The organism is Streptomyces sp. DH10 (genome assembly GCF_029813805.1).
Classification (GTDB): domain Bacteria; phylum Actinomycetota; class Actinomycetes; order Streptomycetales; family Streptomycetaceae; genus Streptomyces; species Streptomyces coeruleofuscus.
Window position 1 is genome coordinate 49,148 of the sequence record NZ_JARVKU010000015.1, and the last position, 25,776, is coordinate 74,923.

The 25,776-nt window shown below is 70.0% G+C and carries 21 protein-coding genes; 5 read left to right on the forward strand and 16 right to left on the reverse strand.

Annotated elements, in window-relative coordinates; genetic code table 11:
* Nucleotides 1-17: 17 nt before the first annotated feature.
* The 8 genes from QC385_RS27815 to QC385_RS27850 form a co-directional block, all read right to left on the reverse strand.
* The gene (locus QC385_RS27815) at nucleotides 18-1,166 is read right to left on the reverse strand and encodes an ABC transporter ATP-binding protein (protein WP_279544123.1); all 1,149 of its coding nucleotides are present in this window, start codon (nucleotides 1,164-1,166) and stop codon (nucleotides 18-20) included.
* On the reverse strand, nucleotides 1,159-2,199 hold the full coding sequence (locus QC385_RS27820) for an ABC transporter ATP-binding protein (RefSeq protein WP_279544280.1): 1,041 nt from the start codon (nucleotides 2,197-2,199) through the stop codon (nucleotides 1,159-1,161). Before QC385_RS27820 ends, QC385_RS27815 begins: the two co-directional genes overlap by 8 nt.
* A 29-nt stretch (nucleotides 2,200-2,228) precedes the next feature.
* Nucleotides 2,229-3,191 (reverse strand): ABC transporter permease, encoded by a 963-nt coding sequence (locus QC385_RS27825; protein ID WP_279544124.1) that lies wholly within the window; start codon nucleotides 3,189-3,191, stop codon nucleotides 2,229-2,231.
* Complete coding sequence (locus QC385_RS27830; protein ID WP_279544125.1) at nucleotides 3,184-4,113, reverse strand: ABC transporter permease; 930 nt, start codon at nucleotides 4,111-4,113, stop codon at nucleotides 3,184-3,186. Before QC385_RS27830 ends, QC385_RS27825 begins: the two co-directional genes overlap by 8 nt.
* Before the next feature lie 132 nt (nucleotides 4,114-4,245).
* Nucleotides 4,246-5,859 carry a peptide ABC transporter substrate-binding protein gene (locus QC385_RS27835; RefSeq protein WP_279544126.1) on the reverse strand — a complete coding sequence of 538 codons (1,614 nt, stop codon included), beginning with the start codon at nucleotides 5,857-5,859 and terminating at the stop codon, nucleotides 4,246-4,248.
* A gap of 603 nt (nucleotides 5,860-6,462) precedes the next feature.
* Nucleotides 6,463-8,370 carry a translational GTPase TypA gene (gene typA, locus QC385_RS27840; protein WP_279544127.1) on the reverse strand — a complete coding sequence of 636 codons (1,908 nt, stop codon included), beginning with the start codon at nucleotides 8,368-8,370 and terminating at the stop codon, nucleotides 6,463-6,465.
* 170 nt (nucleotides 8,371-8,540) lie between these two features.
* Nucleotides 8,541-9,209: a hypothetical protein gene (locus QC385_RS27845; RefSeq protein ID WP_279544128.1), complete on the reverse strand. Its 669-nt coding sequence runs from the start codon at nucleotides 9,207-9,209 to the stop codon at nucleotides 8,541-8,543.
* A gap of 114 nt (nucleotides 9,210-9,323) precedes the next feature.
* A complete protein-coding gene (locus QC385_RS27850; RefSeq protein WP_279544129.1) occupies nucleotides 9,324-11,507 on the reverse strand; it encodes an ABC transporter family substrate-binding protein in 2,184 nt (727 codons plus the stop codon).
* 288 nt (nucleotides 11,508-11,795) lie between these two features.
* Between QC385_RS27850 and QC385_RS27855 the strand changes: the two genes are divergently transcribed.
* Genes QC385_RS27855 through QC385_RS27870 form a run of 4 tightly spaced genes read left to right on the forward strand, consistent with a single transcriptional unit; the run spans nucleotide 11,796 to nucleotide 15,704 of the window.
* Nucleotides 11,796-12,086 (forward strand): hypothetical protein, encoded by a 291-nt coding sequence (locus QC385_RS27855; RefSeq protein ID WP_279544130.1) that lies wholly within the window; start codon nucleotides 11,796-11,798, stop codon nucleotides 12,084-12,086.
* A 54-nt stretch (nucleotides 12,087-12,140) separates the two neighbouring features.
* The gene (locus tag QC385_RS27860; RefSeq protein WP_279544131.1) at nucleotides 12,141-12,977 is read left to right on the forward strand and encodes a hypothetical protein; all 837 of its coding nucleotides are present in this window, start codon (nucleotides 12,141-12,143) and stop codon (nucleotides 12,975-12,977) included.
* A 16-nt stretch (nucleotides 12,978-12,993) separates the two neighbouring features.
* On the forward strand, nucleotides 12,994-14,931 hold the full coding sequence (locus QC385_RS27865; RefSeq protein WP_279544132.1) for a fumarate reductase/succinate dehydrogenase flavoprotein subunit: 1,938 nt from the start codon (nucleotides 12,994-12,996) through the stop codon (nucleotides 14,929-14,931).
* A complete protein-coding gene (locus QC385_RS27870) occupies nucleotides 14,928-15,704 on the forward strand; it encodes a succinate dehydrogenase/fumarate reductase iron-sulfur subunit (protein WP_279544133.1) in 777 nt (258 codons plus the stop codon). The genes QC385_RS27865 and QC385_RS27870 overlap by 4 nt, the downstream gene beginning before the upstream one ends.
* Here the strand turns inward: QC385_RS27870 and QC385_RS27875 are convergent.
* From QC385_RS27875 to QC385_RS27910, 8 genes are all read right to left on the reverse strand, one after another.
* Nucleotides 15,679-16,674: a phosphotransferase family protein gene (locus QC385_RS27875; protein WP_279544134.1), complete on the reverse strand. Its 996-nt coding sequence runs from the start codon at nucleotides 16,672-16,674 to the stop codon at nucleotides 15,679-15,681. The genes QC385_RS27870 and QC385_RS27875 overlap by 26 nt on opposite strands.
* Nucleotides 16,671-17,828 carry a glycosyl hydrolase family 18 protein gene (locus tag QC385_RS27880; protein ID WP_279544135.1) on the reverse strand — a complete coding sequence of 386 codons (1,158 nt, stop codon included), beginning with the start codon at nucleotides 17,826-17,828 and terminating at the stop codon, nucleotides 16,671-16,673. Before QC385_RS27880 ends, QC385_RS27875 begins: the two co-directional genes overlap by 4 nt.
* A 68-nt stretch (nucleotides 17,829-17,896) precedes the next feature.
* Nucleotides 17,897-20,533, reverse strand: coding sequence for a SpoIIE family protein phosphatase (locus QC385_RS27885; RefSeq protein ID WP_279544136.1), 2,637 nt, complete (start codon nucleotides 20,531-20,533; stop codon nucleotides 17,897-17,899).
* Nucleotides 20,534-20,785: 252 nt separating this feature from the next.
* Nucleotides 20,786-21,229 carry an ATP-binding protein gene (locus QC385_RS27890; protein WP_279544137.1) on the reverse strand — a complete coding sequence of 148 codons (444 nt, stop codon included), beginning with the start codon at nucleotides 21,227-21,229 and terminating at the stop codon, nucleotides 20,786-20,788.
* A 124-nt stretch (nucleotides 21,230-21,353) separates the two neighbouring features.
* Nucleotides 21,354-21,794 carry a (deoxy)nucleoside triphosphate pyrophosphohydrolase gene (locus tag QC385_RS27895; RefSeq protein WP_279544138.1) on the reverse strand — a complete coding sequence of 147 codons (441 nt, stop codon included), beginning with the start codon at nucleotides 21,792-21,794 and terminating at the stop codon, nucleotides 21,354-21,356.
* A 59-nt stretch (nucleotides 21,795-21,853) separates the two neighbouring features.
* A complete protein-coding gene (locus QC385_RS27900) occupies nucleotides 21,854-22,048 on the reverse strand; it encodes an SPOR domain-containing protein (RefSeq protein WP_059417982.1) in 195 nt (64 codons plus the stop codon).
* A gap of 340 nt (nucleotides 22,049-22,388) precedes the next feature.
* A complete protein-coding gene (locus QC385_RS27905; protein ID WP_279544139.1) occupies nucleotides 22,389-23,141 on the reverse strand; it encodes a GntR family transcriptional regulator in 753 nt (250 codons plus the stop codon).
* A 147-nt stretch (nucleotides 23,142-23,288) separates the two neighbouring features.
* Nucleotides 23,289-24,446 carry a DUF4190 domain-containing protein gene (locus tag QC385_RS27910; protein ID WP_279544140.1) on the reverse strand — a complete coding sequence of 386 codons (1,158 nt, stop codon included), beginning with the start codon at nucleotides 24,444-24,446 and terminating at the stop codon, nucleotides 23,289-23,291.
* Nucleotides 24,447-24,545: 99 nt separating this feature from the next.
* Between QC385_RS27910 and QC385_RS27915 the strand changes: the two genes are divergently transcribed.
* Nucleotides 24,546-25,757: a serpin family protein gene (locus QC385_RS27915; protein WP_279544141.1), complete on the forward strand. Its 1,212-nt coding sequence runs from the start codon at nucleotides 24,546-24,548 to the stop codon at nucleotides 25,755-25,757.
* Nucleotides 25,758-25,776: the final 19 nt, after the last annotated feature.

The following is a 25,776-nucleotide window of genomic DNA, read 5'->3' on the forward strand; positions in this document are numbered from 1 at the left end:
GATGCCGTACAGGTCCGTCAGGCCGCGTGGATGACGTCCTTCTCCTCGGCGAAGTGGCAGGCCGACTCGTGGGCCGCCGGGGTGTCCTCGCCCTTGAAGCGCTCGGGGACCGCGAGCAGCGGGACCTCCTGGGCGCACTTGTCCTGGGCCTTCCAGCAGCGGGTGCGGAAGCGGCAGCCCGAGGGCGGGTTGGCCGGGGACGGGACGTCGCCGGTGAGGATGATCCGCTCACGGTGGGCGCGGGCCTCCGGGTCGGGGACCGGGACCGCCGACAGCAGCGCCTGGGTGTACGGGTGCGTCGGGTGCTCGTAGATCTGCTCGTCGGTGCCGATCTCGGCCATCTTGCCGAGGTACATCACACCGACCCGGTCCGAGATGTGCCGGACGATCGACAGGTCGTGGGCGATGAAGACGTAGGAGAGGTTGAACTCGTCCTGAAGGCGCTCCATCAGGTTGATGACCTGGGCCTGGACGGACACGTCCAGGGCCGACACCGGCTCGTCGCAGATGATGATCTCGGGGTTCAGGGCCAGACCGCGGGCGATGCCGATGCGCTGGCGCTGACCGCCGGAGAACTGGTGCGGATAGCGGTTGATGTACTCCGGGTTGAGGCCGACGACGTCCAGGAGCTCCTGCACCTTGCGGCGCCGGTCGCCCTTCGGGGCCACCTCGGGGTGGATGTCGAAGGGCTCACCGATGATGTCGCCCACCGTCATACGGGGGTTGAGCGAGGTGTACGGGTCCTGGAAGACCATCTGGATGTTGCGGCGAACCGCCTTCAGCGCGCGCCCGGACAGCCTGGTGATGTCCTGGCCCTTGTAGAAGACCTCGCCGGCCGTCGCCCGCTCCAGGGTCATCAGGAGCTTGGCGACCGTGGACTTGCCGCAGCCCGACTCGCCCACGATGCCCAGCGTCTCCCCCTGGTAGAGGTCGAAGGAGACGCCGTCGACGGCCTTGACCGCGCCGACCTGCCGCTTGAACAGGATGCCCTGGGTGAGCGGGAAGTGCTTGACCAGGTTGCGCACCTGGAGGATCGGCTCACCCCGCTCGACCGGCGCCTCGATCGCGGCGACCGCCTCCGACTCGGAGCCGGCGTCGACGACCTCGACCTCGGAGACGTTCGGTGTGGCGTCCTGCGGCTCGTCGGTCTTGCTGAGCTCAGCCATGGATCGTCTCCTTCCAGAAGTGGCAGGCCGAGCCGCGGCCGGCCAGCTCGGTGCCGTCCCGCTCGGCGACCGGGAGCAGGGCCGGGACGTCCGTACGGCAGATGTCCTGGGCCTGGGGGCACCGCGGGTTGAAGGCGCAACCGGTCGGGATGCGCAGCAGGTTGGGCGGCAGGCCCTTGATCGCGTACAGATCCTGGCCCTTCTGGTCCAGGCGCGGGATCGAGTGCAGCAGGCCCTTGGTGTACGGGTGCGCGGGGCGCTTGTACAGCTCGTGGACCGGGGCCCGCTCGACGATGCGCCCCGCGTACATCACGGCGATCTTGTCCGCGACATCGGCGACCACGCCGAGGTCGTGGGTGATCAGGATCAGACCCATGTTGTACTCGCGCTGCAACTCCGCGAGCAGGTCCATGACCTGGGCCTGGACCGTCACGTCGAGGGCCGTGGTGGGCTCGTCGGCGATGATCAGGTCCGGCTCCAGGGCGAGCGCCATCGCGATCATGATGCGCTGGCGCATACCGCCCGAGAACTGGTGCGGGTAGTCGTTCACCCGGTCCGCGGCGGCCGGGATCTTCACCCGGTCCATCAGCTCGATCGCCTTGGCCTTGGCGTCCTTTTTGGACATGCCCTGGTGCACGCGGAACATCTCGCCGAGCTGGTAGCCCACGGAGAGCACCGGGTTCAGCGAGGACAGCGCGTCCTGGAAGATCATCGCGATCTTGCTGCCGCGGATCTTCCGGCGCTCTTCGCCGGACATCTTCAGCATGTCCTGGCCGCGGAAGAGGATCTCCCCCTTGGGGATGCTGCCGGGCGGCATGTCGAGGATGCCCATGATCGCCTGAGCGGTCACGGACTTGCCCGAGCCGGACTCGCCGAGCACGGCGAGCGTCTCGCCTGCGGCGACGGAGTAGTTGACGCCGTTGACGGCCTTGGCGACCCCGTCCCGGGTGCGGAACTCCACGTGCAGGTCGCGGACTTCGAGCAGCGGGCGGCCCGTGTCCTGTGAGCCGTCCGGTGCGGGACTCTCGGCCATTTCATCGATGATGGTCACGTACGCCTCCCTCAGCGCAGCTTGGGGTCGAGGGCGTTGCGTACCGCATCGCCGAACATCAGGAACGAGAGCACCGTAATCGAGACCATCACCGAGGGAATGATCAGGGTGTGGGGGGCGATACGGAGCTGCTCACGGCCTCGCGCCACGTCGCCGCCCCAGGACACGGCCGTGTCACCGAGACCCACGCCCAGGAAGGACAGGGTGGCTTCGGCGGCGATGTAGCCGCCGAGCGCGATGGTCGCCACCACGATGATGGGCGCGAGTGCGTTGGGCAGGATGTGCCGGATCAGGATCCGGGACGTCGAGGCGCCGAGCGCCTTGGCGGCCACCACGTAGTCCGACTGCTTGATGGTGATCACGGCACCGCGGGCGACACGCGCGATCTGGGTCCAGCCCAGGAAGGCGAGGGCCATGATGACGACCCAGACGGTGCGGTTGTCGAAGGAGTTCAGCACCACCAGGGCGCCGAGCAGGAACGGGATGCCGAGGAAGATGTCGGTCAGCCGCGAGAGCAGGGTGTCGGTCCAGCCGCCGAAGTAGCCGGCGACCATGCCGATGAACGTGCCGATGATGGTGACGGCGATGGTGACACCCACACCGACGGTGATCGAGGCCCGGGCACCGTGGACGACACGCGCGTAGATCGAACGGCCCTGGACGTCGTAGCCGAGCCAGTCCGGAGCGAAGAAGTGCCCCCAGTTCGGCTTGCCCAGGTAGTGCTTGGCCAGATCGGCGTCGCGCGGCGAGGCGCTGGTGAACAGGCCCGGCCAGATCGACATCACCAGCAGGAACACGATCAGCACGGCCGACACCAGGAACAGCGGGTTGCGCCGCAGGTCGTGCCAGGCGTCGGACCACAGGCTGCGCGCCTTCTCGGGAGCCGGGCCTGCGTCGGTCACGACCACACCCGCGGTGCTCGCGGTGTCACCGGGAAGGGCGTCGACCTTCTTTTCGACGGTCTTGTCAGGCATACCGGATCCTCGGGTCCAGGACCGCGTAAAGCAGGTCGACGATCAGGCTGGCGGCGAGGTAGATCAGCACCATCAGCGAGGCGATTCCCACGACCGTGGCGCCCTCACGCCGGCTGAGCGCCTCGTAGATCTCGATACCGATGCCCCGCACGTTGAAGATGCCCTCGGTCACGATGGCCCCGGTCATCAGGTTGCCGACCTCGATGCCGAGGAAGGTGACCACCGGGATCAGCGAGTTGCGCATCAGGTGGACACCGATGACACGGCGGCGCGGCAGCCCCTTGGCCACGGCGGTGCGGATGTAGTCGGAACGCAGGTTCTCCGCGACCGACGTGCGGGTCAGCCGGGCGACGTAGGCGAGGGACAGGGACGCCAGCACGGTGGCGGGAAGCACGAGTTGGGAGAAGTCCGTCGAGTCGGTCACCGTGGGCGTGGTGACCGCCCACTTGAACGCGAGCAGGTACTGCAGCAGGAAGCCCAGCACGAAGGACGGCATCGAGACGAGGAACAGTGTCAGCGTCAGCAGTCCGCGGTCCCGCAGCGTGTCGGGGCGCAGGCCGGCGACGATGCCGAGGCCGATGCCCACCAGCGTGACGAAGGTGAAGGCGAAGATCGTCAGCCGGATCGTCACCGGGAACGCGTCGAGGATGATGTCCTTGATGGGGCGCTGGCTGGCGATCTGGGTACCGAAGTCGCCCTGCAGCAGCCCGGTCATGTAATTCACGTACTGCTGAAGGAGCGGCTGATCGAGGCCGAGTTCCTTCTTGATGCTCGCAACCACCGCCGGGTCGTACGCCTGATCCCCCATCATCGCCCGGACGGGGTCGCCGGGCAGGGCGTACATCATGCAGAAGATGAGCAAGGTTGACCCGATGAACACCGGGATCATCTGGAGCAGTCGTCGTGCGACATAGCGCCCCATAGGTGCCTCCGTGATGGGTTAACGCAGGTGCGGGGGCCGTCTCCTGGTGATGAGACGGCCCCACGCACCTCCCACCGCCACCTGAGCGGCGGCGGGCTTACGGCCGAGTGGGAAGAGCCCGCAGGGCTCCTCTTACTTGGTGGTGACGCCCCACACTTCGAGGTCACCGTGGAAGTCGACGTTGACGTTGTCGACGTTCTTACCGTGGCCGCCGTTGATGCGGTAGTACCAGAGCGGGATGGCCGGCATGTGCTCGACCAGCTTCTTCTCGACCTCCTGGAAGGCCTTCACCGACTCGTCGACGGACTTGGCGTTGTCGGCCTTGTTCATCAGGCCGTCGATCTCCTTGTTGGAGAACTTGCCGTTGTTGGCCTCGGCGGTGGTGTGGTACAGCTCCTTCATGAAGTTGGCGTTGACCGGGTAGTCGGCGACCCAGCCACCGCGGTACATGCCCTTCACCTGGTCGTTGTCACGGGCCTCGAGGTCCGTGGCGAAGTCCGGCTTCGGGTCGCCGGCGCAGTCGACGCCGGTGGCCTTGCGGATGGACTCGCAGACCGCGGTCACCCACTCCTTGTGCCCACCATCGGTGTTGTACTGGATGGTGAACTTGTTGCCCGGAACGCCGCCACCCTCCTTGATGAGCTGCTTGGCCTTCGCCGGGTTGTACGTGAACACGTCGGTGTCCAGGTTCTGGTAGCCCTTGACGCCCGGCGGCGTGAAGCCCTTGGCCGGCGTGCGGGTGTTGTTCAGAACCGTCTTGGTGATCGTGTCACGGTCGATCGCCATCGACAGACCCTGCAGGACCTTCGGGTCGATGTCCTTGAAGGTCTTGGAGTAGAACGCCGGGGTCAGCGTCTGGATGGCCGCGTACGGCTGCTCGATGGCGCCGTCGCCCAGGTCCTGCTTGTACTTCGGCAGGTCCGTCGGGCCGACCTGGCGGATCATGTCCAGGTTGCCGGAGACGACGTCCTTGTAGGCGGCCTCGAGCGTCGTGTAGGCCTTGAACTGGACGCCCTTGTTCTTCGCCTTGTTCGGGCCCTGGTAGTCATCCCAGGCCTTGACCTGGATGAGCTTCTTGTGGTCCCACTTCTCGAAGGCGTAGGGACCGTTGCCGACCGGCTTCTGGCCGAAGGCCTTCGGGTCGTCGTAGAAGACCTTGGGCAGCGGGGCCCACGTGGTGTAGCCCAGCTTGTAGTTGAAGTACGGCATCGTGTACTTCAGCTCGATCGTGAAGGTGTGGTCGTCCACGATCTTCAGGCCGGACATGGTGTCGGCCTTCGGGTCGCCCTTCTCCGGGTGGACATCGTCGTAGCCCTTGATGTCCTGGAACCAGAAGGAGTTCTGCTGGTTGTTCTTGATGTTGGCGTACCAGTTCCAAGCGTCGACGTACGACTTGGACGTGACCTCTTCGCCGTTGTGGAACTTCCAGCCCTTCTTGAGCTTGACCGTCCACGTCTTGGAGTCTTCGGAGCTGACCGACTCGGCGTTCGTGTAGACGATCTCGCCCTTGGCGTCGAAGTCCAGCAGCTGGGTGAAGAGGGCCTGGATGACGTACGAGCCGTTGTTCTCGTTGGTGTCGGCCGGGATCAGCGGCTTCTGCGGCTCGCCGACGTCGATCGAGACGTACCCCGCAGGGCCGGAACCCTTGCTCTTGTCCCCACCATCACTGTCGCCGCCGCAGGCGGTGGCGGCCAGAGCGACAACTATCGCCCCCGCGACCCACTTGGCGCTCTTGGCACCGCGCATGGGTTCCTCCTATGAAGTCATTGGTTCACCGCAAAGGGAGCACAGACAGACCACCGCCACCGCCCGTCGCCGGTGCCGGAAATCGTCAGGTGCCCCCGCGCTCGTGAGTCGGCGCCGCCTCCAGCGAGTGACCCGTTCATCCGAGCTCTACGCGCCTAACTATCTGCCAAACGTCTGGGCCGAACCACACTCTCGAGGTCTCGGTTCGATCACAGCTCGCGTATACATCTTCCAAAATCCGGACAAAGGGTTTGGTGAAAGATCCCTGCGAAACGGACTTGTTACACATCTATCGGTGGCGGGTGTCCGTATTCCGGACGCGAGAGTGAGATAAACCGCTTGCGCCTGCCGTGGGCGCCGTGCAGGGTGCCACCGAGGGGTGTCACGCGCTCAAGAAGCCTCTGCCGCAGGGCCGTTGTACGGGCCCGTGCGCGGGCGGAGCGCGGCACTTCCGCAGCAGGGTAGTGCGCACGGGGCGCTAAGGACGGCTCTCCCCGGCAAATCAAGGGTTTTCCCTAACCCTTGCCTTCTCGTTCCCTCCGCTTCACGACGACGCCGGGCACCCCGCGAGGCGGGGTGCCCCGCGTCGTCGTGCGGCAGGCGTCAGCCGTGCTTGGCGCGGCTCGCGGCGCGGGCGCGCTCGCGGGCGTCCAGGTTCACCTTGCGGATGCGCACGGCCTCCGGGGTGACCTCGACGCACTCGTCGTCGCGGCAGAACTCCAGGGACTGCTCCAGCGACAGCTTGCGCGGCGGGACGATCGCCTCGAACGAGTCGGCCGAGGACGACCGCATGTTGGTGAGCTTCTTCTCCTTGGTGATGTTGACGTCCATGTCGTCAGCGCGGGAGTTCTCGCCGACGATCATGCCCTCGTACACCTCGGTGCCCGGCTCCACGAAGAGCACGCCGCGCTCCTGGAGGTTGGTCATCGCGAACGCGGTGACGGCGCCGGAGCGGTCGGCGACCAGGGAGCCGTTGTTACGGGTCTGGAGGGTGCCGAACCAGGGCTCGAAGCCCTCGTGGATGGAGTGGCCGATGCCCGTGCCGCGGGTCTGGGTCAGGAACTCGGTGCGGAAGCCGATGAGGCCGCGCGAGGGCACGACGAACTCCATGCGGACCCAGCCGGAGCCGTGGTTGGACATGTTGTCCATGCGGCCCTTGCGGACGCCCATGAGCTGCGTGACGGCGCCCATGTGCTCCTCGGGCACGTCGATCGTCATACGCTCGACCGGCTCGTGGACCTTGCCGTCGACCTCCTTGGTGACGACCTGCGGCTTGCCGATGGTCAGCTCGAAGCCTTCCCGGCGCATCGTCTCGACCAGGATGGCGAGCGCCAGCTCACCGCGGCCCTGCACCTCCCAGGCGTCCGGCCGCTCGGTGTCGAGCACGCGGAGGCTGACGTTACCGATCAGCTCGCGGTCGAGGCGGTCCTTGACCTGGCGGGCCGTGACCTTGCGGTCCTTGACGGCCGCCTTGTTGTCGGCGCCCTTGCCGGTGGCGCCACGGCCGACCAGCGGGGAGGTGTTGGTGCCGATGACCATGGAGATCGCGGGCTGGTCGACCGTGATCAGCGGCAGCGCGACCGGGTTCTCCGGGTCGGCCAGGGTCTCGCCGATCATGATGTCCGGGATACCGGCGACCGCGCAGATGTCACCAGGGCCGGCCATCTCGGCCGGCTTGCGGGTCAGCGCCTCGGTCATCATCAGCTCGGTGATGCGGACGCTGCTGACGGAGCCGTCGCGCTTGATCCACGCGACCGTCTGGCCCTTGCGCAGCTCGCCCTGCTCGACGCGGAGCAGCGCGATACGGCCGAGGAAGTTGTCGGCGTCCAGGTTGGTGACGTGGGCCTGGAGCGGGGCGGCCTCGTCGTAGGTCGGGGCCGGGATGTGCTCCAGGATCGTGGAGAAGAACGGCTCCAGGCTGGTGGAGTCGGCCGGGACCGTGCCGTTGTCCGGCTTGGTCAGCGAGGCGATGCCGTCGCGGCCGCAGGCGTAGACGATCGGGAACTCGATCTGCTCCTCGTCGGCGTCCAGGTCGAGGAAGAGGTCGTAGGTCTCGTTGACGACCTCGTCGATCCGGGAGTCCGGGCGGTCCGTCTTGTTGATGCAAAGGATCACGGGCAGCCGCTGCTGGAGCGCCTTGCGCAGCACGAAGCGGGTCTGCGGGAGCGGGCCCTCGGAGGCGTCCACGAGCAGGACGACACCGTCCACCATCGACAGACCGCGCTCCACCTCGCCGCCGAAGTCGGCGTGGCCGGGGGTGTCGATGATGTTGATGGTGATGACGTCCCCCCCGTCCTTCGGGTGGTACTTCACCGCCGTGTTCTTGGCCAGGATCGTGATGCCCTTCTCACGCTCCAGGTCGTTCGAGTCCATCATGCGGTCGTCGACGCCTTCGAGCTGGTGCGCGGCGAAGGCGCCGGCCTGCTTCAGCATGCCGTCGACGATGGTGGTCTTGCCGTGGTCGACGTGGGCGACGATGGCGACGTTGCGGATGTCGTGGCGCGTGGCCATAAGAAGGCGTACTCCCGGAGTGTGAGGAATGCCCTGCGCGTGCATCGGTGGTGCGCGGGCCCTGCCGGGCTCAACATGCCACGGCCTCACCCCATGGTACGGGTCCGCTGCCGCTGGGGTTAGCCAGCCTGGGTCGGCGCAGGTCAGGCCCTATCTCGAAGTCTTTGGCGTCAGTGCCCGGGCCTTCCGGGGGCCGCCGTTCCGCAGGAGTGCCGGGCCGCCTCGCGGGCCAAGGTCGAGTCGGCCTTCTCCTCGCAGTCCATCAGGCCGCCGATGTCGACCGTCCAGTTCCGGGCGTGCCCGGAGACGGTCCTGCCGTCCGGGCACGTGTAGCGGAAGTCCGCCGACACTTCCCTCACCCCGGCGTACTGGACGAACTCGCCCGCCGCTCGGGGCGTGACGCGGTCGTCGTCGAGTTCCGGGGCCGGGAGCCGGACGTCGGTGAACGCCCAGGTGTCCCCGCCGGCCTCCGCCAGGGTGCGCGCGTCGGAGTCGATCTCGCCGGTCTTCTTTCCGAACGAGAAGAGGATCTCGGCGGCGGACGGGGCCGGTCCGTCGGCGCGTACCGAGGGGCGTGGGGTGTACACCCGCCGCATCGGGTTTTGCAGTGGGCCGCCGCCCGCGCCGAGTCGCTCCGGCTCGGAGACCCCGGTCAGCCGGTCTCGCGTGGTGACGTGGGACCAGGTGAAGGTGCCCTTCGAGCAGGCCTTCGCTCCGGCCCTGCCGGTCTCACGCGCCGCGGCGTCACCTTCCGTCTGCCCAGTACATGCGGTCAGTCCGGTCACCAACGCCCCGACGACCAACCCGGCCACGCAGACCCGCCGTGCCGCGCCACGCATCCGCAGGCCCCCCGTCCCCCGTGCACGGCCGCCCGGCGTCCGCACCATGATCACTGCTGATCCCATGGTGCGGACGCCGGGCGGGGACGGCAAGGCGTTTGAGCGTTCCCAGAGCTACGGGGCTGCCGATCCCTTCGCCGACGGGCCCGACGCCGGCTTCGCGCCCTTCTTCAGGAAGCCCATGTCCTCGTAGACCGGGGTGCCGAAGCCGAAGGCGCCGGTGTTCACGAGGTTCTTGCGGGCCGCGATGAGCTGGGGGCGCTGGAAGAGGGGGATGGAGCCGGCCGCGGCCCAGATGCGGGAGTCGGCCTTGCGGATCAGGGAGCGGGACTCGCCCTCGTCGAGGGTGGACACGGCCTCGTCGAAGAGCTGGTCGACCTGGTCGGTGCCGACGCGGGTGTAGTTCTGCTCGACGTTCAGGGAGCCGTCGGCGGCCGGGACGGGCTTGGCGTAGACGGGACGGGCGTCGGTGGCGGGGAAGGCGGTGGCGGGCCAGGAGTAGAGGGCGAGGTCGTACTGGCCGGACGCGATGTGGTCCTTGAAGTAGGACTCGTCGGAGACCTTGGAGATGTTCGTGCCGATGCCGACGCGCTCCAGCATGCGGGAGATGCGGTCGGCGACCGTGCGCAGCGTCTGGGAGCCGGGCCCGGAGGGGAGCACGAAGCGGAGCGTGAGGGCCTTGCCGTTCTTGGCGAGCGGGGCGGCCTCGCGGTTCGCCGGGGCGGCGGTGCCCTTGGGGGCGTACGCGCCGGGGGCGCCGCCCTGGGCCGGCTGCTTGTGCTGCTTGCCGTCCTGGGCGAGTTGGTCGGCGGGGTCCTGCCGGCCGTGCGCCTTGTTGTCCTCGTTTTCCTCGCCGAGGACGTAGGTGCCGTCGTCGTCCGGCTCCTCCTTCGAAGCGCCGGCCTTCTCGCCCTCGGCTCCGGCCGCCTTCTCCCCCTCCTTCTTCTTCTGCTCCTTGACGGGGCCGCCGCGCACCCACCCGGCGTCCGCGAGCAGGGCCTGGGCCTCCTTGGTGTCCTGGCCGCCGAGGGCGCCGCTGTTGTCGGCGTAGTGGGCCTGGCCGGAGAGGGCCAGATGGCTGCCGACCGGGGTGGCGGGCAGGCCGAGGGGCTTGAGAACGGCCTCGGCGAGTTCCTTGCGGTCCAGGGCGCGGGCGACGGCCCTGCGGACGCGTTCGTCGGCGAGCGGGCCCTCGGCGCCGTTCAGGGCGAGCTGGGTGTAGGCGGGTTCCAGGGACTTGCGCACCTCGAAGCCGCGCAGGGCCTGTTGCTGCCGGGCGTGCTTGGCGGCCGCCTTGCGCAGCCTCTTGCGGGCGACGGTCTCCTCGTCGGTGCCGTTGGCGACGGCCCCGGAGCGCAGGGCGTCCGCGGCGGAACGGTCGGCGCCGGGGCCCATCAGGGGGCTGCTGGAGCCGCGGGGCCGGGCGGCGACGGTGATGCGACGGGCCGCGGAGGGGTCGATCTCGGCCACGTCGAGGGTGCCTGCGGCCAGCTCGGCGGCCCGCTTGTCACGCGGCACGGTGCGCAGCACGATCTCGGAGAGCTTGGCCGGCTCGCCCCACCAGCGCGGGTTGCGGGCGAGGGTGATCTCGTCGTCCTCGCGGTCGACCTTCTTCACCGTGAAGGGACCCGCGGTGACCTTGAGCTTCTTGCGTGCCCCGTCGTTGAAGGAGTCCGGGGTGCCCATGACCTCCTTCGGGTACAGCGGCGAGAACAGCGACCGCCAGTCGGCGTAGGGGCGGCCGAAGGTGACCCTGACCTCCAGGGCGTTGTCCCCGCGCTCGATCTTCTGGATGCGGTCGTAACCGGCGTTGCGGGCGGTCCAGTAGGCGGTGTCCTTGCCGGACAGGGCGCGCCACTGGGCGGCGAAGTCGGCGGCGCCGATCTCCCGGCCGTCGCTCCAGACGGCCTGCTGGTTCAGCTTGTACAGGACGACCTGCTTGGGCTCCGTCTCGACGACCTTGGCGGACTCCAGGTAGGCGGGGTTGCGCTCGGGGCGGCCGCCGGCGTTCATCCGGAACATCGACGGCAGGACGGCCTGGGCGACGCGGGTGGTCGTGGCGTCGGCGTCCGACTGGAAGGTGTTCAGGGTGTCGGGCACCGAGTCGACGGCCCAGCGCAGGGTGCCGCCGTCGGCGATCTTGTCGCGGCCCGCGGGCTGGATGTCCGGCGCGGCGAGCGGCTTGCCCGCGGGGTCCTCGGAGCCGCATCCGGCGAGCGCGGGCACCGCGAGGACACCCGCGGTGAGGAAGGCGACCGAGCGCGTGACCGCGCGCGGGCCGACGCCGTGCTGGGACATCTGTGCTACCTCCGGGAAGCCGCGGGCGTTATGATCACTTTTGGCGGTATTTGGAGTTCATCTGATGTATGCCGCCACTGAAGAGGAAAGGGTTCGGCAACACAGAGCGACACGGCGGTCACGGGCGGGAAGTCACCCGTGCGGCGCAGCGCATCGCAGGATGCACCCGCACGCCTCGGCCAATCGATGCACATCCCTTCACAGCACAAGGTGTGACGCGCAACACTCGCAGGCGCATGAACGTTGCCGCCTTGGGCCTCGAAGGACCCGTGGAAGTGAGGGCAAGTCATGTCCGTTCACGACGAACTGACGTCAGTCCAGCGCAGTCTCGACGAGCTGTTCCGCTCGCTGGGACGCCTGGAGAAGCAGCTCGGCACCGGCGGCCTGGAGATGCGCCGCGTCCGTGCCGACGCCAACCACCTGCGTGAGAGCGTCGCCCTGCTGCGCGACGCCGCCGCCACGCCGGCCGCTACGAAGCGCCCCGACCTCGTCACCATCTCGGACGCGCCGTACGACCCCGCGCTGTGGGTCGACTCGGACGACGAGGGGCTCGGCGCCCGGGACCGGCGCGCTCCCTGACCGGGAGGGCGTCGAACGACCGGCACCTCCCCCGAACCGACCGGAGTCGTCACAGTGGCCACTGGTACGGAACCTCCCGCCACAGAACCCCAACCCCGAAGCGGCGGCGTACGGGCGGGTACGCGCGCCGCGATCGACGCCCCGCACCTGCGCACCGACCGCTGGTGGCTGGCCCCGGCCGGCACGGTCGCCGGTCTGCTGGCCTTCATCGTCTACTCGACCTGGCGGGCCTTCGCGAACACCGACTACTACGCGGCGCCGTACGTCTCGCCCTTCTACTCCCCCTGCCTGGCGGAGAACTGCGAGCCGATGAAGGCCGGCCCGAACTGGGAGATCTTCGGCGGCTGGTGGGGGATCTCCCCCGCGATCATCATCCTGATCTTCCCGCTCGGCTTCCGCCTGACCTGCTACTACTACCGCAAGGCCTACTACCGGGGCTTCTGGGCGTCCCCGCCGGCCTGCGCGGTGGCCGAGCCGCACCGGAAGTACTCGGGTGAGACCCGCTTCCCGCTGGTGCTCCAGAACATCCACCGGTACTTCTTCTACGCCGCGCTCCTCGTCGCCGGGATCCTCAGCTACGACACCGTGCTCGCCTTCCGCGACGAGAACTACGAGTGGGGCCACATGGGCCTCGGCACCCTCGTGTTCCTGGTCAACATCGTGCTGATCTGGGCGTACACGCTGTCCTGCCACTCCTGCCGGCACATCGTCGGCGGCAAGCTCAAGCACTTCTCCAAGCATCCCGTGCGCTACCGGATGTGGCAGTGGGTCGGGAAGCTCAACGCCCGGCACATGCTGCTCGCCTGGGCGTCGCTGGTGAGCGTGGCGCTCGCCGACTTCTACGTCTACCTGGTCGCGTCCGGTGCCTTCGACGATCCGCGGTTCTTCTGATGAGGGGTGCGTTCTGATGTCCGTGGTCGACCGGCAGGAGTGGGACGTCGTCGTGGTGGGGGCGGGCGGCGCCGGGCTGCGCGCCGCCATCGAGGCACGCGAGCGGGGCGCCCGTACGGCCGTGATCTGCAAGTCGCTGTTCGGCAAGGCGCACACCGTGATGGCCGAGGGCGGTATCGCGGCGGCGATGGCCAACGCCAACGAGAACGACAACTGGCGGGTCCACTTCCGCGACACCATGCGCGGCGGCAAGTTCCTCAACCAGTGGCGGATGGCCGAGCTGCACGCGCAGGAGGCGCCGCAGCGGGTGTGGGAGCTGGAGACCTGGGGGGCGCTGTTCGACCGCACCAAGGACGGCCGGATCTCCCAGCGCAACTTCGGCGGCCACGAGTACCCGCGCCTGGCGCACGTCGGCGACCGCACGGGCCTGGAGCTGATCCGCACCCTCCAGCAGAAGATCGTCGCGCTCCAGCAGGAGGACTTCAAGGAGACCGGCGACTACGAGTCCCGGCTGAAGGTGTTCCAGGAGTGCACGGTCACCCGCGTCCTGAAAGAGGACGGGCGCGTGTCCGGGGTCTTCGGCTACGAGCGCGAGTCCGGCCGCTTCTTCGTCCTGGAGGCACCGGCCGTCGTCATCGCCACAGGCGGCATCGGCAAGTCCTTCAAGGTGACGTCGAACTCGTGGGAGTACACGGGCGACGGCCACGCGCTGGCGCTCCTCGCGGGCGCTCCCCTGCTGAACATGGAGTTCGTGCAGTTCCACCCGACGGGCATGGTCTGGCCGCCGTCGGTCAAGGGCATCCTCGTCACCGAGTCGGTGCGCGGCGACGGCGGGGTGCTGCGCAACTCCGACGGCAAGCGGTTCATGTTCGACTACATCCCCGACGTCTTCAAGGACAAGTACGCCGAGACCGAGGACGAGGCCGACCGCTGGTACGACGACCCGGACCACAACCGGCGCCCGCCCGAGCTGCTCCCCCGTGACGAGGTCGCGCGGGCGATCAACACCGAGGTGAAGGAGGGGCGCGGCTCGCCGCACGGGGGCGTGTTCCTCGACGTGTCGACCCGGATGCCCGCCGAGGTGATCAAACGCCGGCTGCCGTCGATGTACCACCAGTTCAAGGAGCTGGCCGACGTCGACATCACGGCCGAGGCCATGGAGGTCGGGCCTACCTGTCACTACGTGATGGGCGGTGTCGCGGTCGAGTCCGAAACGGCGGCGGCGCGCGGGGTGCCCGGGCTGTACGCGGCCGGTGAGGTGGCCGGCGGCATGCACGGCTCCAACCGGCTCGGCGGCAACTCGCTGTCCGACCTGCTGGTGTTCGGGCGCCGGGCGGGCTGGCACGCCGCCGAGTACGCGGCGGGGCCGGCCGGGGCGCGGCCCGTGGTGGACGACGGCCAGATCGACTCCGCCGCCGCCGAGGCGCTGCGGCCCTTCTCCGCCGAGTCGGAGATCGAGGAGCCGAAAGGCGGCCCGCCGGAGAACCCGTACACCTTGCACCAGGAACTCCAGCAGACGATGAACGACCTGGTCGGCATCATCCGCCGGGAGTCGGAGATGAAGCAGGCCCTGGAGAAGCTGGCGGAGCTGCGGGTCCGGGCGCGCCGGGCCGGTGTCGAGGGGCACCGGCAGTTCAATCCGGGCTGGCACCTCGCCCTGGACCTCAGGAACATGCTGCTGGTCAGCGAGTGCGTGGCCCGGGCCGCGCTGGAGCGCACCGAGTCGCGCGGCGGGCACACCCGCGAGGACCATCCGGGGATGGACCGCAAGTGGCGCCGGATCAACCTGCTGTGCGCGCTGACCGACCCGACGGGCGGGCTGGCGGCGGATCCGGTCCGCGGCCAGATCGCCCTCACCCGCGAGACCACCGAACCCGTCCGTGCCGACCTGCTCGCCCTCTTCGACAAGGAGGAGCTGGTCAAGTACCTCGCCGAAGAGGAGCTGTACGAATGAGCAGCTACACGGCCCACTTCAAGGTGTGGCGCGGTGACGTGGGAGGCGGCGGCCTGGAGGACTTCGAGGTCGAGGTCAACGACGGCGAGGTGGTGCTCGACATCATCCACCGCCTCCAGGCCACCCAAACCCCCGATCTCGCGGTGCGCTGGAACTGCAAGGCGGGCAAGTGCGGTTCGTGCTCCGCCGAGATCAACGGCCGGCCGCGGCTGTTGTGCATGACGCGCATGTCGGTGTTCGACCGGGAGGAGACGATCACGGTGACGCCGCTGCGGGCGTTCCCGGTCATCCGCGATCTCGTCACCGACGTCGGCTTCAACTACACCAAGGCCAGAGAGGTCCCGGCGTTCGTGCCGCCCGCGGAACTCGGTCCCGGCGAGTACCGGATGATGCAGGAGGACGTGGACCGCCCGCAGGAGTTCCGCAAGTGCATCGAGTGCTTCCTGTGCCAGGACACCTGCCATGTGGTCCGCGACCACGAGGAGAACAAGCAGGCGTTCGCGGGTCCCCGTTTCCTGATGCGGGTGGCGGAGCTGGACATGCACCCGCTGGACGCGGCGGCGGAGTCCGGCCTGGACCGCAAGACCACCGCCCAGGACGAACACGGCCTGGGCTACTGCAACATCACCAAGTGTTGTACGGAGGTCTGCCCGGAGGGCATCAAGATCACGGACAACGCGCTGATCCCCTTGAAGGAACGGGCGATCGACCGCAAGTACGACCCGCTGGTGTGGCTGGGCTCGAAGATCAAACGGCGTTCTTCAGCAGGCTGAGCGCCTGCTGGAGGTTGTGCTCCGCGATCTCCCGCATCCGCTCCGGGTGCGGGAAGTCGCCCTCGATGAGGGTGAGGGGGCCCGAGACCAGGCCGAGGTGCATCGACAGGCGGTACAGGTGCATGCGTGCTTCGTCCAGGCCGGGGGCGCGCAGGGCGTCGTAGTGGGGGCCGAAGCGGAGCTCGAGGAAGACGTGCTCGTGCTCCAGGTCGAAGTACATCAGTCCCTCGATGTCGATGAGCGCCGGCCGCCCGTCGGGCGTGAGCAGGACGTGGTCCGGGCCCAGTTCGGCGTGGACGAGGGTGTGCCGGTCGCGGGGGCGGACCTCGGCGGCCAGGGCGTGGATCGTGTCCTCCAGTTCCCGGCGTACCGCGGCGGCACGCGGTTCGCGGCGGGCCGCTTCCGCGATGCAGCGCAGCGCGCCGTCGGTGACGCGCTGTTCACAGGAGACGCCGTGGGAGGAACCGCCGTTGTCGACGACGGCGACCTTCCCGAAGCGGGGGCCGGTGTGGGAGTGCAGCGTGGCAAGCAGGTCCGCCGTCCGGTCCATGAGCCGGGGCGCCTCGCGGGGGTCCCGGGCGAGGGCGTCCTCCAGGCTGCCGCCGGTCATGTCCTCCACCACGGCCGCGTCGGCCGGGAGGTGGGTGTGCGTGGCGTCCGCGTACATCAGGCGTGGGGTGCGGACGCCGGCGGCGGCCAGGCGGTCGTGGGCCGCCGTGAACAAGCCGAGGCCGGTGCCGTGGGAGAAGACGTCCCGGGGGTCGGGATCCGGCTGGTCCCAGTAGTCCTCGTCGGCCGACCACACGTAGGCGACGGCCGTGGAGTCGTCGTCGAGGGTCAGGCGGTAGACGCCCTTCTTGGTGCCGCCGCGCAGGCGTTCCACACCGGTGAGGGCGCGGCCGGGGCCCAGGGCGGCGCGGGTGAGGGGGGCGAGGTCGGTGCGGGTGAGTTGCCGTCGGGTCTCGGTCACCCCACCCAGTCTTCCTTGTACGCACGCCAGTCCGTCTCGGTCGCGGCGAAGTCGATGTACAGCGCGACGCCGAAGCGGGACCGGTCGGCGTCCGTGCGGGACAGGCCCAGGCGGACGCCCCGGACGGCGGCGGGGACGGTTTCGGCGTGGCCCCAGTGGTCGAAGTTGCTCTCCCAGTAGAAGGGCAGCCCCATCAGCAGGTCGGTGGAGGGCGGGGTGACCTCCAGGGCGAGGGACGTCTGCTGGGCGACGTACCCGCCGTAGGTGCCCTCCAGCGGCTGCGCGGTGTCGTACGACATGACGGCGATCTGGTCGACACGGCGGGCCACCTGGCCGAAGAACTCCTGGGACCACCACTTGGGGTGGTCGGTGAAGAGACCGAAGACGGTGTGAAGGGCCGGGAGCGGGTCGATCTGGTGGGCTGCGACGGAGAGTTGTGCGTCCCGGGATCGGGTCTCGCGGCGCAGGGCGTCGAGGAGGGTGAGGTAGTCGCGGTCGCCGGACGGCATGGGCTCCAGGTCGAGGTGGATGCCCTCGTAGCCGGTGTCCAGGATCTGGCGGGCGGAGCGGACGACTGCGGCTCGGGTGTCCGGGTTCTCCAGGACCATGCCGTCGGCGCCCTCGGAGGCCAGGACGTCGCCCAGGAAGGCCTGCACGCGGATCCCGGGCAGTTTCTCGTGGACGGCGTCGATGAACCAGCGGGCCCTCGGATACACCGACTCGGGGAGCGTGCCGTCGTGTTCCAGCGGGCCGGAGTGGACGTACAGGTCGCGGATGCCGGTGTCTTGCAGGCGGCGGGCCAGGGCGGTGACGTCGGCGTCCTTCTTGCGGCCGTCGACCCAGGCGTGGCCGAGCCAGAGGGCGTCGCGGTTTCTGGTGTGGGTGCCCTGTGCGGGATCGCCCTGGTAGTTGATGTAGAGGGCTGTTTCGGCGGTCAGGAGGGGAAGGAGGGCGATGAGCAGGGCTAAGGCCGCGCGTCTGAACCAGCGGCGGCGGGGGCGTCCGGCCCCGGCTTCGCCTTCGGCCGGGTTGGTCCCACCAGCACCACCCGTGCGGCCATCGTCGTCAGGTGCGGGTGGCCCCTGTGGGGGTTCCTGCCCGTCGGCGGCTGCCGCTGCGGTTTCGTTCGGGGCCGTGCCCTCCACGCGCTCCATGCCGTCTCCCCCCGGTGATGCGGTTGGTGTTGCCGGGGAGGACGAGCCGTACCGGTGTTCGGTTGCGATCAGAACAGGCTCAGCAGTGCCTCCGCCGGATCCGTCAGGCTCGTTTCGCCGCCGGGCAGGGGCAGTTCGAACCAGACCGTCTTGCCCCGGGGGGTGCGGCGGGAGCCCCACGCCGCGCTGAGGAGGCCGACCAGTTGGAGGCCCCGGCCGCCCTCGTCGGTGTCGCGGGCGCGGCGGCGGCGGGGCTGGACCAGGCCGGAGTCCCAGACCTCGCAGACCAGCGTGCGGTCGAGGAGGAGGCGCAGGCGGATCTCACCCTCGCCGTAGCGCAGGGCGTTGGTGACGAGTTCGCTGACCAGGAGCTCCGTGGTGTCGACCAGCGGTTCCATGTCCCAACTGATCAACTGGGCGCGCGCGTACTCGCGGGCCCGGCCCACGCTGCGCGGCTCGCGCGGCAGGGTCCAGTCGCCGACGGATTCGGTGGGCAGGCCCTGTACACGTGCCATCAGCAGCGCGATGTCGTCTTCGCCGTGATGGGTGTCGAGGGTGTTGAGGACGTGGTCGCAGACGTCCTCCAGGGGCTGAGTGGGGTCGGAGAGGGTGCTGACGAAGGCCTGGAGCCCCTCGTCGAGGGGGTGATCGCGGCTTTCGACCAGCCCATCCGTGTAGAGCGCGAGCAGGGCGCCCTCGGGCAGTTCGACCTCGACCTCCTCGAAGGGCTCGCCGCCGACGCCGAGCGGCAGGCCCGGCGGCACGTCGAGCATCAGGGCCGGCTCGCCCGGTTCGACCAGGACGGGCGGCAGATGGCCCGCGTTGGCGAAGGTGCAGCGCCGGGTGACGGAGTCGTAGACGGCGTAGACGCAGGTGGCGAGATACACCTCCGACAGATCCGCCTCCCGGGGGCGGCGGGCCGCCCTGGTCGCCTGCTGGACGCCGCCCGGGGCGCCGAGGCCGCGGGCGATCTCGTCCAACTGGGAGAGCACCTCGGCCGGTTCTATGTCGAGCTGCGCCAGGGTGCGTACCGCCGTACGGAGTTCGCCCATGGCGACGGCGGCGCGCAGGCCGCGGCCCATGACGTCGCCGACGACCAGCGCGGTGCGGTGCCCGGGGAGTTCTATGACGTCGAACCAGTCACCGCCGACCTCGCTGGGCCGGCCGGTGTTGGCGTTGCCGGGCAGGTAGCGGCAGGCGATGTCGAGACCGGAGGCCTCCGGGTCACCGGGCGGGAGCAGGGACCGTTGCAGTATCAACGCGCGTTCGTGCTCGCGCCGGTAGAGCCGGGCGTTGTCGATGCAGACGGCGGCCCGCGCGGCGAGTTCGACGGCCAGGTCCCGGTCGCGGTCGCCGAACGGCTCGCTGCCCTTCGTCCGGGCGAACTGCACGAGCCCGACGACGGTGTCGTGGGCGACCATCGGCACGGCGAGCGTGGACTGCACGAGTCCGCCGTCCTCGCCGGGGACGGTCTGCGGGCGGGCCGTGCGCAGGGCGTCCGCGCAGGGCGAGTTGAACGGGTAGTGGTGGACGGCGCCGACCGCCACCGGCACGCCGGTGCCGGTGAGGGGTGCGTCGGAGACGGCGCTGGCGAAGGCCACCCGGCGCAGTTCGGCGCTGCCGTCGGCGAGCCCGGGCGGGGTCTCGTCGCCGACCAGCAGGCCCTGGTAGAGGTCGACGGTGGCCAGGTCGCAGAAGCCGGGCACGACGACGTCGAGGAGCTGCCGGGCCGTGGTCTCCAGGTCGAGGGAGTTGCCGATGCGGGCGCCGGCCTCGTTCAGCAGGGCGAGGTTGCGCCGGGCGGCGGCGGCCTCGCGTGCGGCGGCGCGGCGCGAGGTGATGTCCGTGCCGAGCCAGGCGATGCCGATGGGCCGGCCCGAACCGCTGTGCACACGATAGAGGTTGACGGACCAGTGGCGGCGCTCGTCGGAGCCCGGCACGAAGCCCGTGACGTGCATGTCCGTGATGGAGTTGCCGGTCTCCAGCACGCGGCGCAGCGTGGCGGCGACCCGCTCGGCCTCGCCGCGCTGGAGGTAGTCGTGGACTCCCTTGCCGCGGTGGTCGTCGGGCGTGCCGCCGAAGATGGACGCGAACCGATGGTTGGCGCGGCGGACCCGCAGGTCGGAGTCGATCAGCAGGAAACCGAACGGGGATTGACTGAAAATGGCCTGCGAAGCGGCCAGGTCGGTCTCGATGCTGCGCAGCGTGCGTACGTCGACGACGATGCAGACGGCGGCCTTCTCGCCGTCCTCGGTGCGCGTCGGCATGACGTACACCTCGGCGAGCCCCTCGCGTCCGCACTCCCCCTCGGCGTCCTTCGGCATCCGGAAGGGCACCACACCGGTCCACTCCCGGCCGTCGAGGATCTCCGCCATCTTGCGCAAGCCCCGCTCACGCAGGCGCGGGTCGATGAACGTCTCGATGGGGTCCATGCCCACGGCGCGTTCGGCGGGTATGCCGAACAGGTGCTCGGCACGCAGGCTCCACTGGTCGACGAGCCCGTCGGGGCCGATGGAGAAGGACGCGACCTTGATGTAGTCGTAGATGGATCCCGGGGGACTGCTCTGCCACATGGCGTCCCCGGGCTGCACCCCGTCAGCCGCGAGCGCACCTCCCACCGCGGAGGCCAGGCCGTCCGCGGCCATCGTCCTAGCGCCCGCCGACGGGTCCTCGGACTCCGTGGCCTTCGCTGGTATCTCGCTCACGCGAACCGTCCCCTCCAGCTCACCGCGTCCGGCACCGGTCACCGGGGGCGGCTGCCCGCAGTATCCAGCACTACGGTGCCGCACAACACGGTGTTCACGATCACAGCACGGTCCCGATGGTTTTCGGTCCGGACCGTGACAACACTTCCAGTCTTCTAACCAGGGGACACGGCGTCGAATCCCGTCCGTCACCAACCGCCACTGGCCTGAACCATTCGCTCGACAGCGGCGAGGTGGACGTACACCGATTTTTCACTCCGGAACCGCGAGTTCGAACCACACGGTCTTGCCCACGCCGCCGGGCCGGGTGCCCCAGCGACGGCAGGAGGAGGCGACCAGTTGGAGCCCGCGGCCGCTCTCGTCCTCGGGCCGGGCGGCGCGCTCGCGGGGCGGGTCCGGGAGCGGGTCGGAGACCTCCACCAGGAGGACGCCGTTCAGTTCGGAGGGGCGGACCAAACGGACGCCGATGGGGCCCGTGGCGTGCCGCAGGGCGTTGGTGACCAACTCGCTGACCAACAACGCCGTGAGGTCGGCGAGACTGTCGAGGCCCCAGCCGCGGAGCCGGCCGCGGACGGCCTGACGGGCGGTGCGCACGGCACCCGGCTCGGCGGGAAAGGTCCACTCGGCGCGGTCACCTTCGGTGTCGATCACGCCGATCACTTCCCCGGCAGCGGACCCGCCCATGTCCTGTTTCATGGGGTTAATGGGCACATACCCGATATCCGGGGCGGAGTACCGCACGGGGCAGCGCACTGTGGCACGAAAGGCGTAAGGGGCGCCCGTACGGCCGCCTTAGGGCATCGTCCGCCCCCGGTTGGCCTCAGGCGCCGGGCACTTCCCCGGTGCCGGGGCCGCCACTGAGGGGCCCCAGGTGCGCGAGAGTCCGCCGTACCGCGGGCACGTCCTGGTCGAGCCAGTCCACGTCCCAGATCTCGTCGGGGCCGAGCCAGCGCAGTTCGTCGTGGTCCTGAAGGGGCTTGGGGGCGGCGGAGCCGGGCCGCAGGCGCGCGGTCCACACGTGCAGGACGTACGGCGACTTCAGCGGCCACTCCCCCGGGACCCGCCCGCCGGCCTCGGCGTCGACCCCGAGTTCCTCGCGCAGTTCCCGCACCAGCGCCGCGTCGGCCGTCTCCCCCGGCTCGACCTTGCCGCCGGGCAGTTCCCAGCGCCCGGCCAACTCGACGGGCGCGCTGCGCCGGGCGGCCAGCAGCCGCCCGTCGTCGACCAGCGCGGCACCCACGACGACGATCCGCTCACTCATGCGGGGAGCCTACGGGAGCACGGCCGGGCACCGGCTCTTCAGCGCAGGCCCGCCCGAGGTCAGTCGTGCGCCCCGCCCTGCCCGTTCTGACCGAGCCGCTCGACCCAGTAGAGCTGCTTGTGGCCGCGGCCGTCGAGGCTGTCCGCGATCTTCTGGGCCTCGGCCCGGGTCGCGTACCGGCCGACCCGGTAGCGGTTGCCGTTGTCGTCCTCGCGTATCACGAGCCAGGGAAGAGTGATCGTGCTGTCGTTCATCGCGCCCCTCCACTTCCCACCCGCGGCCTGTGCCGTGCCCCACCCGATAAGGAAACCGCAATGCGCATATGCCCGAGCCTACGCCTAACCTTCACGCAGCGAATACGGCTTTTCACAAAGAGGTACGCAACCAGCCAGAACAAGGGGGCGCACGACAACGAACGCGCCGTCCGCGCACCTCGGCGCACCCGGTCGGAGGCATACCGCATGCGCCGCCGCCGACCTGCGAGAACGACGGTCGGCCGAGGGAAGCGAACCACCCCGGCCGAGGACGGCTCCCGCGGTGGTCGTGTGAGCGGGGCGCGCGGGGAGCGCGCCACGGGGCGGATGTGAGCGTTCGCTACTTGACCGGAAGGTGGTAGGCGACCCGGTACCGATCAGCCGGGATGACCACGTCGGCCGTCTCCACCGCGCGGCCGGAGGCGTAGAACGTGCGCTGGACGACCAGGACCACGTGGCCGGGGACACCGCCCAGGACGAGCAGTTCCTCCGCGAGCCCGGGGCGGGCGCCGACCTCCTCGGTGACGTTGTCCACGATCACGTCGATCGCGCGCATGCGCTCGACGACGCCCATGCCGCCGAGCGGCCCCTCCTCCGGCAGCATCACCGGCGTACGGCCCGTGACGGCGAGCGGCTCCCAGGACATGGAGAGCATCATCGCCTCGCCGCCCTCGCGGTAGAGGTACCGCGTGCACATCACGCGCTCGCCCGGCTCGATGCCCAGCCGCTCGGCGACCGCGACACCGGCCTCCGACTGCTCGCTGCTGGACTCCCAGGTGCCGCGCCCCTCCCCCTCGGCCTGCTCCTGGCGGAACGGCGTGGCCCCGCCGGTCGGGCGGTATCCGGAGCGGGCGATGCGCCGGGGCACGGGCCGCTCGCGCACGTACGTCCCCGAGCCGGAGCGGCCCTCGACCAGGCCCTCCGCCATGAGCACCTTGCGGGCCTCCAGGGCGACGGTGTCCGAGACGCCGTACTCCTGGCGGATTCTGGCTTGGGAGGGGAGGCGGGTGTGCGGAGGGAGCTGACCGTCGACGATCTTCTTGCGGAGATCACCCGCGACGCGCAGGTACGCCGGTTGCTCACCGAATGTCACTGGCCGCTCCCATCAGGTTGTACAGACAGCAACAGCGTGGCAACCGTAGGTTGTGCGGTGCAAGCAAAGGCCAGAGAATCACTCGATGTGATGACATGGCGGCCCCGAGGGCTTTACGCAGGCACTTTCTCCCCGCTATAGCCGCCGTCACACCTCGGCTTCGGAGTCCCCGCCCTCGGTCTCCTCCGGGGTCGGCAGGGCCGTCGCGAGACCCAGGGCCTTGCGCGCGGTGACGGTCGCCGGGCCGTCGACGTACTCGTACGCCTTGTCGTAGTGCGTGTAGTACGTGTCCGGGTCACCGGCCGTGCTCGCCTTGGACCACTCCTCGCGGGCGTCCTCCATGTCCTTCAGCAGGTCGGCGACGGGCTCGTGGAGGGTGGACTGCCAGTAGTGCCCGCGCAGTGCCTCGATCTGTTCGCCGAGCACGTCGTCCATCCGCCCGGCCCAGGCCCGGTGGCCGGCGAGGTCGTCCTCGGGGGTCTCCTCGGGCTCCTCGTACAGCGCCGCGTCGACGGCGTTGGCCGTGGACAGGAAGGCGACCTGGTCGCTGTCGAGGGTGGTGGGGTCGCCCCGCAGGGAGCCGGTCAGCCGGGCCTTCGCGTCGGTGTTGCCGAAGACGCAGGTGATCGCGCGGTCGCCGTAGCGCCAGCTCTCCCTCGACGGCATGAGGTAGTACACGTCGACGTCGGCCGGCATCGCCCAGGAGTCCATGGCGTACTGGTCCTGGAGCTCGTAGCACCGCTCGTCGGCGATGTCGGTGACCTCGGCGTCGCCCGGGAACGCGCCGCCCGGCAGCGTGACGACCGCGAACACCTCGCCGTCGTGCCCGCCTTCGCAGGACACCCGGTCGACGTCGTAGGTGTCGCCCTCCAGACCGCCGGGCGCGTCGAAGCAGTCGCCCTTCCTCAGCGCCAGGCTCTCGTTGCCCCGCGCCCCGTCCTTGAACTTCTCCCAGGCGTCGGACACGGCACCCGTGGACAGCGTCACCGTCCACAGCACGATCCCGACGGACGACAGCACGGCCCCGCCGATCGCCAGCCCCCGGCCGCTCTGGCCGCTCCGCCTGATCTGCCGCAACGCGACGAGCCCCAGCACGAGCCCCACGGCGGGCACGAAGCAGAGCACGCCGAGCGCGAGCGCGGCGACGGCGAGCGCGTTGACGGAGACCGGCGCGCCGTACGGGCGGCCGGCCGGGCCGTAGTGGCCCCAGGAGCCGTAACCCTGGGCTCCCTGGGGCCAGTTCGCGGGCGGCGGGCCGTACGGGTCCTGGGGCTGCTGGTTCCCGGGGGGCGGGGGTATCGACACGGGTACGGTGCTCCTGGCTGAGGCGGTGGGAGAGAGCGGCCGTGCGGAAACCGACGTACGGCTGGAGCGCATCGTAAGCGGCAGGGTGACGGGGGCGGAATGCGGACGATCGACACGTCGGTGGCAGCGGTGAACCGCCTGACGGCACGCTGGGCGTCGGGGATCCGCGCGGGCACGGTGCTCTCGGCGGCCGGGGCCTGGCCGCTGCTGGCTCTCCTCGCGGACGGGGCGACGGGCTGGGCGCGCGAGGAGCTGGCGGAGGCACTCGGGCTGCCGGCGGACCGGGCGGGCGCGGCCGGGCGGGAGTTGCTCGCGGTGCTGGCGGAGGTGGACGGCCTGGAAGCCGCGCTGGGGCTGTGGACCGAGCGGACCGTGGAACTGCGCGAGGAGTGGGCGGCGGGGCTCCCCCTGGAGGCGCACGGTGTGCTGACGGGGGATCCGGCGGCCGACCGGCGGGCCCTGGACGCGTGGGCCGCGCGGCGGACGGGCGGGGTGATCGAGCACATGCCGGCGGCGCTGCGGCCGGACACCGTCCTGGTGCTGGCCACGGCGCTGGTGCTGCGGACGGACTGGGAGGTGCCGTTCAAGGGGGACCTGATGCCGTGGCGCGGCCATGACCGGGCCGGGCTCACCCGGACTCTTGCCGGGCTGGACGCCGTGGCGGTCGCGCGGCCGCCGGGCGGCGCGGTGACGGTGGCCACGGTGCGCGGCACGAACGGTATCGACGTCCTTCTTCTGCTGGGGGACGAGGCGTTGACGCCCCCGCAGGTCATCGAGGCGGGTGTCGGCGTCGTCTCGGGCGCGCTGCCGGCCGTTCCGGGGAGCAGCCTGCCCTGTGGTCAGGCCGGTCCCGGGCTCCGGCTGGAGAAGGTCCACACCCTGCGTCCCGAGCCACCGGCCCTGACGCTCCGTACCGTCGAATTCGCCCTGACCGCGGGTCACGACCTGCTGGCCGACGCGGAGTCGTTCGGTCTGGCCACGGCAGCCGACGGCGCCCCGGGCCACTTCCCGGGAATCAGCGCCGCACCGCTCGTCCTGGCGTCCGGTCGGCAGTCGGCCACGGCGACCTTCAGCGCGGAGGGATTCCGGGCCGCTGCCGTGACCCTGATGGAGGCGATGTGGCTGGGGTGGGAGGAGCGGCCCGAGCCGCGGTACGAGACGACGCGGGCCGACGCCGTCTTCGACCGCCCCTTCGGCTTCCTGGCCGTGCACCGCGAGACGAGCCTCGTCCTCACGGCGGGCTGGGTCACCGACCCGAAGCTTTTCCCGGAGGACGAGGACGCCTACGTGCCGGCCCCCTCAGGAGACTGACGGCCGGTCACCGAACGAG